This window comes from Vibrio sp. BS-M-Sm-2 (assembly GCF_041504345.1).
GTDB classification, from domain to species: domain Bacteria; phylum Pseudomonadota; class Gammaproteobacteria; order Enterobacterales; family Vibrionaceae; genus Vibrio; species Vibrio satsumensis.
The window spans coordinates 175870-190197 of record NZ_CP167895.1; the positions used below are offsets into that span (position 1 = coordinate 175870).

Here is a 14328-nt window from a genome sequence, read left to right on the forward strand (position 1 = left end):
GAAGGTAACTAAACTCAGAAATAAATATTGAAAGGCCTAACTCTTTAATGCTGTTTCTAGTTAATAGCATTAAAGAATAAGGCCTTTTTTATTTCCGTATTTTGAGACATGCTAGAGATTGATCGCCGAAGTGTCTTTACCCATCGAAACCTCCCCAGCCTAATCCCTAGAAAAGCGTAACCTCTCAAAAAATCCTGCAAAATATGAGAAAAATTCACTCGAATGGTGAAGTCATGCACCATTATTGAACATTCATAAATAGAGAAAAACATAAACCACTGAAATATAACACTTATTAATTTTGGCACAGTGTCTGCACTACCACTAAGTAGGTATGCACATATTAGGAGTTAAATATGTTTGTAATTATTTCAGTTGGTTTATCCATAGCAGTACTTGCTGCCCTATTTCATTTTTCCAAAAAGAGACAAACGGCGCTATCACATAGGTTTGAAACCTTAGTTCTACTCAGAGAACTATTGCTGCTATCACGCAAACATCGCGCCGCAACGCATTATGCTCTTGGTTATAAGCTATCTAGCGACTCAATTCGCAAAGTGAATGAGATTTACGACAACATACTTGAGGTGTCTGAACTGCTTCAATCACATGTGTCGTTTGATAGCCGTCCTATGTATCGCATCTACCATCTAAAACTCATCGCAATGCACAGCGATTGGCAAAACCGTAGCTTGGTACGTAACCAATCTATTCACGGTAAAACCATTCGCCACAGCATGTTCTTGATGGATGAGGTGATGATCATTTGGTTAATTCAGTCTGAACGAGAAGACATGAGCCGCGAGTACCACATGAATTGGCAACAGATCTTGGATTGCATGGAGATCTTGACCAAGTTACGAATGTGTATCCCTGGAATAGAAAAGGCGGATATGGAAAAGCCTGAGGAGTATGCGAGATTCAAATTCTACGCATCTCAGACACACCGCAAACTCAACCAATTATCGATTATCTGCCCTATCAGCAGTGGGTCACCCATTTGTACACGTGCGATGCATGCACTTACCGAGATCGCATCAAGCACTGAAGCGACCCAACCAGCAGATAGCATGTACGAGTTAACCAGTGATATCTCTACTGTGGTATCGCAAGTCTACGACCAAGTCTTATCAGACATTACCAAAAGCTTGTATCAGCCTTTACCTAGCATCAACGATAAGGCGATAAACACCCGATTATCCGTACATCATTACATGTAAAGACTTCGTGAGAGGAGAGCGTGCTGGAACTCTGAATTATTGAGTTCAAATCCGATATCACCTTTGATATCGGATTTTTGTATTTATGGGTTTATATATTTATTTGGTTCTATTTTAGGACGAGACAAGTTATGAGCGATGTAAGCTTAAACGTCTCCAGATTTGATATCGCTAGACCAAGCTTCTGCTGCAAAATCAATGAACTGACGAACAACAGGCAGCTGATAACTGCGAGACAAGTACACCGCCCAAAGCACGCTACTCGGTGAAACAAAATCATCCAAAATTCGTTTCAGCTTCCCTTCAACAATCAACGGATTCGCTAAATCACAAGGTAATCGAACAACCCCTTTGCCATGCTGTGCGGCACGAGCTAACACCCCAACATCGTTGGCCTTAATAGTCCCCGACACCTCAACCGAATAATGTTGGTTATCCTTAACAAAATCCCACTTAGAGACACTCAAATGACGAAAACAATTGTGTTGTCTAAGCGCTTCAACCGTTTCAGGTTCACCGTGTTTGTCTAGGTAGTCTTGTGAGGCACACACCACCGAATCGATTTCCATTAGCTTTCGAGCAATCAAGCTATCCTCAGGTTGATCGGTATAGCGCAGCGCAATATCGATCCTTTCATCCACCAGCTGAGCAAAACGGTCAGAAGCAAACAATTCGACCGTAATATTGGGATGCAGCTCAGTAAACTGCTCGACCACATCCAACAGCATATTTTGAGTTAAGCCAATAGGTGCCGCAATTCGAATGGTTCCAGAAAGATCATCGGTTTGATTGAGCGCAGTGACCTCTAGCTCAGCGGTCTCATGAAGGATTTTCTCACAGCGTTGCAGAGCGATTTCCCCTGCCGCCGTCAAACTCACCTTACGAGTGGTTCTGTGCAACAGCCTTTGTTTTAGCCAACCTTCTATCTCTTGAACATGGCGTGAAACCTGTAATCGGCTCATGTCCAAATGCTCAGCTGCTTGAGTAAAACTGGCACAATTTGCGACTTCAACAAAGCTACGCATCGCCGTCAACCTGTCCATCACACTCTCCCTTACCGACTTAACCAAGCCTATTAGATCACTATATAGATACAATCTACATCATTTTACGATATTTATCGCAACCTAGTGAGCTATTAGACTGCAATGGCTGTCGAGAAAACGACTCAATAAATTAGATAATTGGAGAGACATTATGAAAATTGCAGTATTAGGCGCTTCAGGTTGGATTGGTAGTCACATCGCTCAAGAAGCTCAATCTCGTGGTCACGACGTGGTTGCTGTCGTAAGGGATGCAAGCCGTGTAGAAATCAATGATGTTGAAGTTCGTTCATTTGATTTACAAGATGAAACAGCAAGCTTAGCGGCCGCGCTAACAGGCGTTGATGCGGTTATTGCTTCGATTGGCGGACGTGCTCTAGGTAATCACGACATCGTAACAAACACTGCGACTAAATTGCTGGCAACACTACCAAGCATTGGTATCGAGCGCTTGTTGTGGGTTGGGGGCGCAGGCTCATTAGAAGTAGCACCAAACGTACCGTTAGTGACCGTTCCTGACTTCCCTGCGGATTACAAAAACGAAGCGCTAGCACAAGGTGAAGCGCTTGAAGTATTCAAGCAATCTAACAGCGAAGTTAACTGGACGTTTGTTAGCCCTGCAGCAGAAATTTTCCCGGGCGAGAAACTGTCAACCTACCGTACTGGTGGAGACCAACTGCTCACCGACGAAGATGGCAACAGCAAAATATCCGTTAGTGACTACGCTATTGCGATGATTGATGAACTTGAAGCTGGTAAGTTCCCACGTCAGCGTATTGGTGTCGCTTACTAGTCAATTCATATATAAAAACTAAAAAAAGCCGCTTGTTCAAAACAATGCGGCTTTCTCAACTTTATATTGAGCATTCCTTTAATCCAATGGCAAGTGACCCGTTTTCACTAGGATAACCGTCTCTTCTTCCACATAAGGGAAATGCTCGCTCATATGAGGGCTACGCATCCAAGTGTGTTTTGGATACACGCCATGTTCATCTTTAAAAGTGCCCGACAACACAAAGATCTCTTCACCACCAAAATGACGATGTGGCTGAAAGCGTTCGCCGACAGGCCACTTCACTAAAGCAACATGTTCGTGCTCAAACTCGTGCAGCGGCATCACTTGTAAGCCACCGATGCCCGGAAGCCATTCCGTTTCTAGGGTATTGATACGAACTTGAGTTAAGTCTCTCGCATCAAACTGATTAAGCTTCACCAAGATCGTGCAGCCATCTTTGCTTGATGGAGAATGCGCACTGCCCGGGGGATTACGGATATAAGTGCCCGCAGGGAAATCTCCAGTTTCATCTGAGAACACACCCTCTAATACGAATATCTCTTCGCCTTGCGGATGCGGGTGCTCAGAAAACGAAGATTCAGGATCGTACTTCACAACACTGGTCGTGTGGCCCGATTCTTTCTCTTCTCTTTCAAGCGGCTTACGCCAAACCCCTTTGGCAGGGCTTGCAATCCAGTCTAATGATTCGGTTTCAATAACCAGCTTTTTTGAAAAGTCCATGTTGAACATAATGGCGACCTTACTCTTGTTATCGTTTTAATTATTCTAATTATCTTTCTAGCTTTTATTCTACGCGAATACTCATCAAGGAGGCTATCTCGCTGCTATTTTGCCTGCGTGACAGCCACCTAAAAAGGACCCTAATTAATTGCGACCAGCAATCACACCGCCATCAACATCCCAGATTGCACCCGTTACCCAATCTGCACTGTCTGACAGTAAGAAAGAGATACTATTGGCGATGTCCTTCGGCAAACCTACTCGACCAATCGGGTGGAACGCGTTGAAACCTTCTAGCGCCTGATCCACTTCTTCCGGTTTAATGAAAGATTCGTAAATCGGTGTTTTAACCACAGCCGGAGATACTGCATTCACGCGAATGTTATGCTCAGCCAGTTCCATTGCCATGTGTTGTGTTAATGCGTGCAGGCCTGCTTTAGCCATTGAATAGGCAGAAGATGGCGTCGCTTTGATTGCTTGCTTACCCCACATAGAACCAACGTTAACCACACTGCCACCGCCATTCTTGATCATCAATTTGCTTATAGCTTGAGTGATGAAAAAGGTTGCTTTATTGAGCTGCATGTATTGCTCATAATCAGATTCTTGGTGTTCAATAAACGCTTTAGGGTTGAAGTAACCCGCAGCATTCACAAGGTAGCCAATGCCTTCTTCGAGCGACTCTAAATGCGTAATAAGGCGAGACACACTTGCATCATCATAAAGGTTGGCTTGCCAACCAGAAGCGTGGCCTAGCGATTGAAGTTCTGACACCGCTTTATCTAACTTAGTTGGGTTATTGCCGACAACCAACACATGGATGTTCTGAGCGACTAACTGCTTCGCGGTTTCAAAGCCCATACCACTTGTGCCACCGATTACTACTGCAATACCATTTTTAGTGAAGTTCATTTTGTTATCTCCTAAGTCATGTGAACGTGGTAATCTTAGGCCTTGAACTAACACTATGAATAGTAAGTACAAATCGGTTAGGTAGGTACTTATTGGTACATCTTTATGAAAAATCAGGAAAACTTTTTTTCAAGAAAATCAGCACCAGAGCGTTCAGCTCGCATGGTCGAAACCATCTACGGCTGTAAATGGTCGCTAACGGTTTACCAATTACTGGCAAATGGCATTAATCGCCCCGGTGAAATGGTGCGCTCAGTAGAAGGATTATCGACCAAGGTATTGAATGAATGTTTGAAGCGAAATGTAGAATTCGGGATTTTAGATAAGCAAATGTTCAACGAACTGCCACCAAGAGTTGAGTACCAAGTGACACCGTTCGGTGAGAAGTTCTTGTTGATTCTAGACCAGCTGGAAAACCTACAAAACGAAATCGACGAGATGTAAGTTCGAGCCAGTCCAACTATTGTCAAAAAACGGAAGACAAAAGAAGGAAGACGGACGACAGCACGCAGCGCCTAACTGACTGGCATTTGTTCAAAGCGTCCTTTTACGAAATCAATGAAGGTTCGAATTCGGCTTGGTTGATAGCGGTCTCGATGGTAGATCGCTGAAAAGTCCACTTTCGGTACCACCCACTCATCAAACACTTGCAGCAGTTGCCCGTCGTTGAGTTCTTGTAAGCAATAGATAGTTGGAACACGAATAATTCCGTTGCCCGACTTAGCACCCTGCACCAACACTCGGCCATTTTTGCATTGCAACCTGCCCGTCACATGCACATCGACCGTTTTCTTGGTGTCGTCCAACGCTTGAAAACTCCACTTACGCACTGACCCCGTTAAGCAATCATGATGGATTAGATCTTTAGGGTGATTTGGCTTTCCTTTGCGAGCGAAATACTCAGGACTCGCGAGTGTTCCCATTTCAATATCCAATAGCTTTCTAGCGATAAAGCCCGCGTCTTCTAAGCTCCCCATACGAAAAGCGATATCAAAGGCATCTTCAATCAAGTCGACTCGGTTGCTACTGAAATCAAGACTAATACTGATGTCTGGATAGAGCTGCATAAACTCATTGACCAGATCCGCGATGATCACCTCACCCAAATAACCGCCGACACAGTTTACTTTTATGTCGCCACGTACTTCTTCTGACATCGTCCACAGCAGCAATCAGAGCTTGGTCTATATTATCTAAGGCTTGTTCGCATCTCGCGTACAGATCTTGCCCTGCGTGCGTCAGCCTTAAAGTTCGAGTAGTGCGGATAAACAACGTCACACCCATCTGCTTTTCTAGGCTACTCACTTGGCGTGATACGTGGGAGCGCGACACATCAAGCTCCTCCGCTGCTTTAGTGAAGTTACCTAAACGAGCGATAAGCACGAAAGAACGAATATCAGACAGGTTAATTTGATTGAGCATGGTCGCCAGCTTAGTTGTGAGATTTTAAGATGATGAAGTAATAGAGAGCACATGTTCATTGTTGCACCACAGCAACAGTGTTTCAAGTAAAGCGCTATATATCAACAATGCTATTTTCCTTAATATACCTCCATCGCAACGAAGCAAGACAACAAGCACTTGATTCGAATGCACTTAAACAACACGTCGTAGCCAACCGACGCAATAAAAGTACAGAGGAAATAAATGAAAAAACTAATCGTAATTACAGGTGCAAGCTCTGGTATTGGTGAAGCAATCGCTCGTCGTCTAAGCGATGAAGGTCATCCTCTGCTACTTTTAGCTCGTCGTATTGATCGTCTTGAAGTGCTGAACCTACCAAACTCTCTATCTGTGAAAGTAGACGTAACAGACAAATCTTCTTTTGATGCAGCAATCGCACAAGGTGAAGAGAAATTTGGCCCTGTGGACGCGCTTATCAACAACGCTGGTGCAATGCTTCTTGGTCAAATCGATACTCAAGACGCTCAAGAGTGGAAGACAATGTTCGATGTGAACGTGATTGGTCTTCTAAACGGCATGCAGTCTGTACTTGCTCCGATGATGGAACGTAACACAGGTACTATCATCAACATCAGCTCTATCGCGGGTAAGAAAACATTCCCAAGCCACGCTGCTTACTGTGGTACTAAGTTCGCGGTTCACGCTATCTCTGAAAACGTACGTGAAGAAGTGGCGGCTTCAAACGTTCGTGTTACCACTATCGCACCGGGTGCTGTAGAAACTGAGCTTCTGTCTCACACAACATCTCAAGAGATCAAAGACGGTTACGATTCTTGGAAAGAAGACATGGGCGGCGTATTGGCAGCTGACGATATCGCTCGCGCTGTATCATTCGCTTACCAACAACCACAGAACGTATGTATCCGTGAGATTGCTCTAGCACCAACTAAGCAACAGCCATAGGCCTTTGCTATCGCTACTAAACAAGCGATGAACTAAAAAGCGCCACTACTTATTCAGTAGTGGCGCTTTTGTTTTGATTCAATCTAATTGCTAGTAAGAAGCGTGATTAAAACTCAACGCGGTAAACTGATGTGCTGCCGCTCACTTCATTGCCGACCGCGATAAAGTGGTTACCAGAGCGAGTGAAATACTTGATTGACTCTGGACCTAAATCACCCGCTTTAGCGTTGTAAGTCTCGTTGTCGCAATCACCGTCTTCATCAACTTTGGTACACACTGGTTGTGTAAAGTCTCGGTTGTTCAAGTAACTGATGAAACTCGTGTTTTTAGGCTGTGTTACGTCGTAAACCATGATGCCACCTTGGCGCTCAAGACCAATAAAGGCATACTGCTTACCGTTAATCTCAGCCACTTCGATAGCCTCAGGTTCAACCCCTTTGTCATCGCTGCGATCGTCACCACTTTGGTTGTTATCATTGGTGCTGTTGAAGTTTGCAGGATCTTGATCAAGAACGATTCGAGCGAAATCATCGCCGCTATCAAACACTAACTCGCCAGATTCATCCCAAATAGAGAAAGAACGGCTACCGAATGCTTGAACTTTTTGGTCAGCAGCAAGTGTGCCTTGTGGCTTAATCACCTTAAGACGAGCCAGTTGTTTGTTGTCTTTCAATGCACCAGCCAATGGGTGGTTAGCATCAACATCTAGCTTCTTGCCACGTACTTCATCAACATAAGCGATACAAAAGTCTTTTTCTGTGGTGTAGTTTTCGGTGCCTTTATAATCATCACCATCCCACTCAAAACCTTTCTCGTCACACACTTTTTGCGTCGTTTTGATGCCATATTCACGACCATCACCTTCGTTCGCAGTCACAATGTAGGTGTTACCATCAACACTGTAGCTGGTGATGCTATCTGGCATGTAAAGGCCTTCTAACATTGCGTAGCTTTGGAGATTTCCGATGTTTTTGTCTTTGTTTGACGCATCTAGCTTAGCTTTATCCCAAGGCTTGCCGCCTAATCCCAGAATTGCATCGACTTGTGCACTCGCCACATCAATCGCTGCCAAAGCGTTGTTCTCTTGAAGAGCAACGTAGAGTTTTCCGTTATCCGCAAACGTTAGGTATTCCGGTTCAAGGTCTTGAGCTACGGTTGCATTCGGCGCAGAGATTCGAACCTTGTCGGTCAGCTCTGCATGGCGAGGCTGACCTTGGTTGAATGCCTTAAAATCGATCTGCGTGATTTTTGCTTGCAGAGGACCACTGCTTAAATCCACCAGCGTTACTGAGCCTTCAGGATCAATGCTGTAATCCGCATTCGGCTCACCTTCGTTTGCTGATGCGATGTAACGGCCGTCTTTCGAGAAGCTCACCATGTCTGGCAATGCGCCAGCAGCGTATGTGGTAATCAACTCTAGTGTATCTGAGCGATAAAGCGCAATTATGCCATTTTGTTGCTTGTCAGCATTTTCGATCGCGACAGCAACTAAGCCTTGATGAGTCGATACACTGTTCGCAGCACCGATATTAATACCCGAAGCTGCAGCGGCTGTTTGAAGGTCTATCGAGCCCTCAGATGTCGGTGCGCTATCAGCATTCATCGACAACACATCGACTTTCTGCGCTTGAGCGTTAACCACATAAAGCTTATCGGTACATGAATCGTAGCTGACAATTTCTGCTGCGGAAGTTGCGAAGGGAGCGTCAGCAATAGAGCTGCCCACTAAAGTAAGCCCAGTTACCACAGCATCGCTCGCGATTGGTTGCTGGATGGATTGGCATTGAAGGCTAAAAGCATCAAGTGATGTTTGAGATGATGTTGTCGGCTTTGAAGTTGATTGAGAACAACCAACTAGAGCCGAGCTTACTGCGATAGGTAGTAATAAAGTCAGCTTATTAAATTTACGATTCATATATCCTCCATAATTTGAATCGCGATCATAGAGGCCGCTTATGACAGTTATCTTTACCTTTTGTTAACAATAGGTGACGACAATCGGTTCCACTTACCTATAACAACAGCAAGTTGGAATGAGCGTTTCATTAACAAGCAAGCAAAAAAAAGCGCCCAAGCTGGCTGGTGCTTGAGCGCCTTTAGTAAACTGAATAGGTGGGTTAGAAGTTGTAACCACCACCGATCATGAATACCCATGGGTCTATATCAACGTCTGTTTTGAACGTGTCTGTAGCCGTTTTGTATGTCGCTGTAGTACCGATGTCTGCGTACCAAACCGATGCGTTTAGGAACCAGTCCTCATTGATCATGTAGTCAATACCAATGTTTGCAGCAAGGCCCCAAGAATCATCCAAAGACACATCCGTTAGGCCTGCATTTTTGCCGTTAGCATTCAATCCTTCGTCAAAGAACACAGTGTAGTTGATGCCCGCACCTACGTAAGGACGGAAGTCGCTGTTCGCTTCACCAAAGTAATATTGAACCATGAACGTTGGCGGAAGGTGTTTAGTATCAGCAATTTTGCCTAGACCGTTGACAGAAATGCTATGAGAAAATGGGCTTGCAGCTAGGACTTCAAAACTGATGTTGTCAGTGAACATGTAACCGAAAGTTAGACCAAGTTGAGTATTAGAATCAACTGAGAATTCTAGGTCAGGATTGTTAAGTACAGCGTCACTGCTGTCGTTTGGAGATACCGTTGCTGCACCTGCACGGATGATGAAATCACCTTCTTTATGAGCAAGAACATTCGTTGACATAAGAGCCGCAATAACCGCAATACCACATACTGTTTTTTTCATTATTATTTCCTTTTGAGGGCTTATTCTTTATTGGTGAATGAGTAATCATTTCTTATTTTGCGTGCAAGGTAACATACAATAACCCTACTTTATTGATGGAAATCAATTTGTGAAAGGTTATGATTATTTGTGTAAATTTATATCGACCCGATCACTTTATTTCTTCATTTTATTGACAGTTTTGTAATGCAACTTTTCCGTGCATCATTTTGTTAACTCTGCCTTTTCACTTTGCTCTAATCTCTTTGGATCAAAATAGAGCAACCCAACATCCCGTACGCATCAATTTGGTGCAGTCTCGCAGAGTTCATTATCACCTCGTTTAATATTCAATGAGTTACATTTGGCGTGGTGCTTGCAAGTCTATGTTCATAATCATAAATACATTGAGGTTCTGACTATGCAAGACACTCTAACAATCGTTCTGGCCGGCGGTGTTGGCTCTCGGCTTTCCCCCTCACCGATAACCGCGCAAAACCTGCGGTCCCGTTTGGTGGCAAATATCGAATCATCGATTTCACACTAGCGAACTGCTTGCATTCTGGGCTTCGCCAAATACTGGTGCTGACTCAGTACAAGTCTCACTCTTTGCAAAAACACTTACGTGATGGTTGGTCGGTGCTTAACCCCGAGCTCGGCGAATACATCACCAATGTTCCCCCGCAAATGCGAACAGGTGACAGCTGGTATAGCGGCACGGCCGATGCGATTTATCAAAACTTGTATTTGCTGTCTCGTAGTGAAGCTAAGCATGTAGTGGTGTTATCTGGCGACCATATCTATCGCATGGATTACGCCCCAATGCTCAAGCAACATAAGCAGAATGAAGCCGACTTAACGGTAGCCTGTATGGAGGTGTCGATTGATGAAGCTAAAGAGTTTGGCGTGATGGAAATTAACGAATCGCATCAGATAAATAACTTCACAGAGAAACCACGTTACCCTGCATGTGTACCTGGTAGGCCGACACGAAGCATGGCTTCAATGGGGATTTACATCTTTGATAAAGAAATACTGACACAGGCATTATTGGCGGATGCAGAAGATCCGAACTCAAGCCACGATTTTGGTAAAGACATCATTCCTAAATTGGTCGGCAACAACAGTGTTTACGCTTACAAATTTGGTGATGAAGAAGGACGCGTAACCCAAGATGCTTACTGGAGAGATGTGGGTACGATCGACTCTTATTACCAATCGAATATGGACCTGTTGAAACCGGCCTCACCTATCGATTTGTACCAACCAGATTGGGCAATTCGTACCTATGAGCCGCAACTGCCGCCCGCACGAACCATTGCTTCGGTCGAAGGTAACCAAGGGATCTTCATCAATTCAATGATCGCGAATGGCGTAGTGATTGAAGGTGGTTCAGCGCAAAACTCCATCTTCTTCCCGAAGGTAAAAGTGAACAATGCGGCGATTGTGATTGATAGTATCCTGTTTGAAGATGTTGAGATTGGAAAAAATTGCCACATACAAAACTGCATCATCGATAAGAATGTTAAGGTGCCTGACGGAACCCAGATCGGTGTTGATAGCCTTGCCGATGCGAAACACTTCCACATATCAAAACAAGGCGTGATTGTGGTGCCATCTTCTTATGAGTTTAATGAGTCTTAACTCTAATACTGGTCACTCAACATTCTTCAGTAACAACCCCTTTACCTACAAAAAAGCGCCCCATAAAAACAGGGCGCTTTTCTAAATTGAATCGAACTACTTAGGTGCTAACTCGTAGTTTTCTTGCATCTCATGAGGGGCAATCCCGTACTCATAATCCCCTAAGTAGCCATCCTTATAGACCTTCATTCCATTCTCATCCCAGCTCACTTTGATCATCGCTGTATTGCCATCTTCACTGCCTAACAGCTCAAGCATTTCTGCATCAATCTTAATGGCTTTGATGGTTTTAATACGCTTAAACGGCTTGAACTCAGTGGTCGACGTTGGCAGTGAGCCATAGCTACTGATCCACGTCTCTTTGGGCACCAACCATTGGTTGAAAACATCATCAACAATCGCTTTCGGCATGCTTGCAATAACCACATCGTCTGTCATTACATTATTGGTTTCTAAACTGTAACCACCCTTTCCATCTGAAACGTAGGTAGGAAAATCATCGCCAATTTCAGAATCAGCAGGCAAACGGCCTAACGTCACCGACTTCTTAACGTAAAGTTCTGCAGTTTCAAATTGCTGCATGATCTCCGGAATTTTCTGAAACTCAACAGGTGCAGCGAAAGCATTAAAGGCAAAAGAAAGTGAAGCCGCGATCGCAGAAAATTTAACAGGCATTTTCATGGTAACGAATCCAAGTTTAACGAAGGCGTTAGAGTACCCCGCACTAACAAATACCTCAATTAACCACTGCAGCCTATATTAGTAATTGTGATAATGAGTGACGAAATCATCAGTAGTTAGTGTGTTACTAGGATCTATTTGAGTTTAGAGACAAACCTCAATATGAAGTGGGCTGCTGAGTGTCTATAAATTAAAGTCTATCGGTAACTTATTTATCAAAAACGAAAGAGGTTAGCCAAGTGACAAGTTCGGAATTATAAAACCGATAAAGAGAGATTCACTGGAATTGAGCGCTACGTTAGAGCAAATTATCAAGGATGGAGTATTTTTGAACATGTCTCGAAAACACGAAACATAATATGCGATCAGTTATTCGGACTTTCAAGGGAGGAAGGAGAGATTATTTGATAACACTGAAGTCAATCACACATGTGTACTTTCTCTATTGGTTAATCTATCCGATGTTTGCTACGTTTAAATGACACAGTCATTGGAAAGGTATGATTTATGAAAATAAACGTTCAAACACATCACGTATCAATTAACGACGACTCACGTAAAGACATCGAAGGTAAATTCGAAAAGATATCTAACCATTTTCCATCACTGATTAGCTGCGACATCATCATTACAAAAGAACATGGTCAACATCAGGTTGAAGTATTCACCAACTACGAAGGTGTACGAGTAACAGCAAAATCTACAGACGATGTTATGTACCCAGCTATCGCTTCAGCACTCAAGAAACTTGAAGCAGGCCTAAGTAACCGTAAGGGACAATTGAAAGCCGACCTACACGAGAAACCAACAAGCACCAAGCCAGAGATTGCTTCGGACATCATCCAAGAGATGAAACTGGTATAATTACTCAAGTAGCTCGAGCTTACTAACGAATAGAAGCTTATCAAGAATTGCAAAGCCAGCACACGTTGCTGGCTTTTTCGATCTAAAAGCCAAATAATTATTCCCTCTTTGCTCCTCTCGAACTTAGAGCAAACCCACATCATTTTTGATTCCGTTAAGTTCTTAGCAGCTATAACAATCACTTGTAGTATTTGATACAGTTATAAACTGAAATTTAGACCACAACGGAGTGTTTATTATGAAAAAAATCGCGCTAATTGTATTTCTGGCAACTCAACTAATGGCTTGTACAGAAGTGGGCAGTGAAGCTTGGTGTGCCGATATGAAAGAAAAGCCGAAAGGTGACTGGACAGCCAATGAAGCCGGTGATTTTGCTAAGCATTGTGTTTTCTAAACACTGCTAAGCGTTAATTGACGACACTAAGTGAAAGACGTGCAACGACGAACTGAGCACTCCACGCAACACAATAACCCCGAATAAGTGAGTTTGAGGATGGAACACCAACTAAGTAATGACTGGAAACGTATCGAATGGCTATTAACCGACGTTGACGACACCCTTACTTGGCAAGGCTCATTGCCTCCAGAAACCCTAATTGCATTACAAAAACTACGAGATAATGGAATTAAGGTGGTCGCGGTGACGGGCGCCTGTGCAGGTTGGTGTGATCATATTGCGCAGCTTTGGCCTGTCGATGCAGTACTTGGAGAGAACGGCGCTTTCTTACTAGAGAAACAAGATAATGCATTACAGCTCTCATTTGAAACGCCGCTAGAGCAAGTACGCCAGAATCAAGCCAAACTCAAACAACAAGTTGAAGCTATCTTGCTGAGTTACCCAGACCTATCCCTAACTCTGGATCAATCTTACCGCTTGTGCGAGGTCGCAATTGATATCGGCCAAAACCGTAAGCCTGTTGATCCTGAAATAGTGCAAGCGGTACTCGAAAGAATACACGCTTTAGGTGCGTACGCAACGGCAAGTTCGATTCATATCAACGCTTGGTATGGCGAGCACTCAAAGAAAAACGCAGTGCACCGGTTTCTGACTAATAAAGGCTTATCGCTCGAACAAATCCACAATCAAGCCTGCTATGTCGGCGATTCAATGAATGATCAGCAGATGTTCGAATCACTTCCACTTACCGTTGGCGTGGCAAACATTAAGCATTATTGGGATAAACTAGAGTATCATCCAAGCAAGGTCATGTCGCAGCCTGGTGGCTATGGGTTTGCAGAATTTGTGGATGCGCTACTGGCAGTTAAAAAGCTAACCCCTTAAAAACGAGTTACGCCCTTCTAACAAGGTCTCAGGTCACTCAATAGACATAAAAAAACGACCG

13 protein-coding genes and 2 pseudogenes are annotated in these 14328 nt (G+C 43.9%); 8 read left to right on the top strand and 7 right to left on the bottom strand.

What is annotated here, in order from left to right; all coding sequences use genetic code 11:
- Positions 1-356: 356 nt before the first annotated feature.
- Positions 357-1220: a hypothetical protein gene (locus AB8613_RS16945; RefSeq protein WP_372385297.1), complete on the top strand. Its 864-nt coding sequence runs from the start codon at positions 357-359 to the stop codon at positions 1218-1220.
- A gap of 146 nt (positions 1221-1366) precedes the next feature.
- On the opposite strand, the gene AB8613_RS16950 is transcribed toward AB8613_RS16945, so the two are convergent.
- Positions 1367-2263 (bottom strand): LysR substrate-binding domain-containing protein, encoded by an 897-nt coding sequence (locus AB8613_RS16950; RefSeq protein WP_372385298.1) that lies wholly within the window; start codon positions 2261-2263, stop codon positions 1367-1369.
- A 154-nt stretch (positions 2264-2417) separates the two neighbouring features.
- Between AB8613_RS16950 and AB8613_RS16955 the strand changes: the two genes are divergently transcribed.
- A complete protein-coding gene (locus AB8613_RS16955) occupies positions 2418-3056 on the top strand; it encodes an NAD(P)-dependent oxidoreductase (RefSeq protein ID WP_372385299.1) in 639 nt (212 codons plus the stop codon).
- Between the two features lie 78 nt (positions 3057-3134).
- On the opposite strand, the gene AB8613_RS16960 is transcribed toward AB8613_RS16955, so the two are convergent.
- Positions 3135-3788: a cupin domain-containing protein gene (locus AB8613_RS16960; RefSeq protein ID WP_280619421.1), complete on the bottom strand. Its 654-nt coding sequence runs from the start codon at positions 3786-3788 to the stop codon at positions 3135-3137.
- Positions 3789-3923: 135 nt separating this feature from the next.
- Positions 3924-4691: an SDR family NAD(P)-dependent oxidoreductase gene (locus AB8613_RS16965; RefSeq protein ID WP_102565986.1), complete on the bottom strand. Its 768-nt coding sequence runs from the start codon at positions 4689-4691 to the stop codon at positions 3924-3926.
- Between the two features lie 105 nt (positions 4692-4796).
- Between AB8613_RS16965 and AB8613_RS16970 the strand changes: the two genes are divergently transcribed.
- Positions 4797-5135 (top strand): helix-turn-helix domain-containing protein, encoded by a 339-nt coding sequence (locus AB8613_RS16970; protein WP_004733017.1) that lies wholly within the window; start codon positions 4797-4799, stop codon positions 5133-5135.
- 71 nt (positions 5136-5206) lie between these two features.
- On the opposite strand, the pseudogene AB8613_RS16975 reads toward AB8613_RS16970, so the two are convergent.
- Positions 5207-6113, bottom strand: a pseudogene (locus AB8613_RS16975) (LysR substrate-binding domain-containing protein).
- A gap of 225 nt (positions 6114-6338) precedes the next feature.
- Between AB8613_RS16975 and AB8613_RS16980 the strand changes: the two are divergent.
- Positions 6339-7058: an SDR family oxidoreductase gene (locus AB8613_RS16980; protein ID WP_372385300.1), complete on the top strand. Its 720-nt coding sequence runs from the start codon at positions 6339-6341 to the stop codon at positions 7056-7058.
- A gap of 106 nt (positions 7059-7164) precedes the next feature.
- On the opposite strand, the gene AB8613_RS16985 is transcribed toward AB8613_RS16980, so the two are convergent.
- Together AB8613_RS16985 and ompW are read right to left on the bottom strand one after the other, a co-directional pair.
- Complete coding sequence (locus AB8613_RS16985) at positions 7165-8973, bottom strand: choice-of-anchor I family protein (protein WP_372385301.1); 1809 nt, start codon at positions 8971-8973, stop codon at positions 7165-7167.
- A 202-nt stretch (positions 8974-9175) separates the two neighbouring features.
- Entirely contained in the window at positions 9176-9817 is a 642-nt protein-coding gene (gene ompW, locus AB8613_RS16990) for an outer membrane protein OmpW (protein WP_146490355.1), read from the bottom strand.
- 400 nt (positions 9818-10217) lie between these two features.
- On the opposite strand from ompW, the pseudogene glgC reads away from it, so the two are divergent.
- Positions 10218-11440, top strand: a pseudogene (gene glgC / locus AB8613_RS16995) (glucose-1-phosphate adenylyltransferase).
- A 96-nt stretch (positions 11441-11536) separates the two neighbouring features.
- Here glgC and AB8613_RS17000 read toward each other — a convergent pair.
- Positions 11537-12121 carry a hypothetical protein gene (locus AB8613_RS17000; protein ID WP_285954709.1) on the bottom strand — a complete coding sequence of 195 codons (585 nt, stop codon included), beginning with the start codon at positions 12119-12121 and terminating at the stop codon, positions 11537-11539.
- Positions 12122-12628: 507 nt separating this feature from the next.
- Here AB8613_RS17000 and hpf point away from each other — a divergent pair.
- The 3 genes from hpf (at position 12629) to AB8613_RS17015 (ending at position 14267) form a co-directional block, all read left to right on the top strand.
- A complete protein-coding gene (gene hpf / locus AB8613_RS17005; RefSeq protein ID WP_146490352.1) occupies positions 12629-12985 on the top strand; it encodes a ribosome hibernation-promoting factor, HPF/YfiA family in 357 nt (118 codons plus the stop codon).
- A gap of 238 nt (positions 12986-13223) precedes the next feature.
- On the top strand, positions 13224-13379 hold the full coding sequence (locus AB8613_RS17010; protein WP_081090158.1) for a DUF3012 domain-containing protein: 156 nt from the start codon (positions 13224-13226) through the stop codon (positions 13377-13379).
- 99 nt (positions 13380-13478) lie between these two features.
- Positions 13479-14267 carry an HAD-IIB family hydrolase gene (locus AB8613_RS17015; RefSeq protein WP_146490351.1) on the top strand — a complete coding sequence of 263 codons (789 nt, stop codon included), beginning with the start codon at positions 13479-13481 and terminating at the stop codon, positions 14265-14267.
- Positions 14268-14328 lie beyond the last annotated feature (61 nt).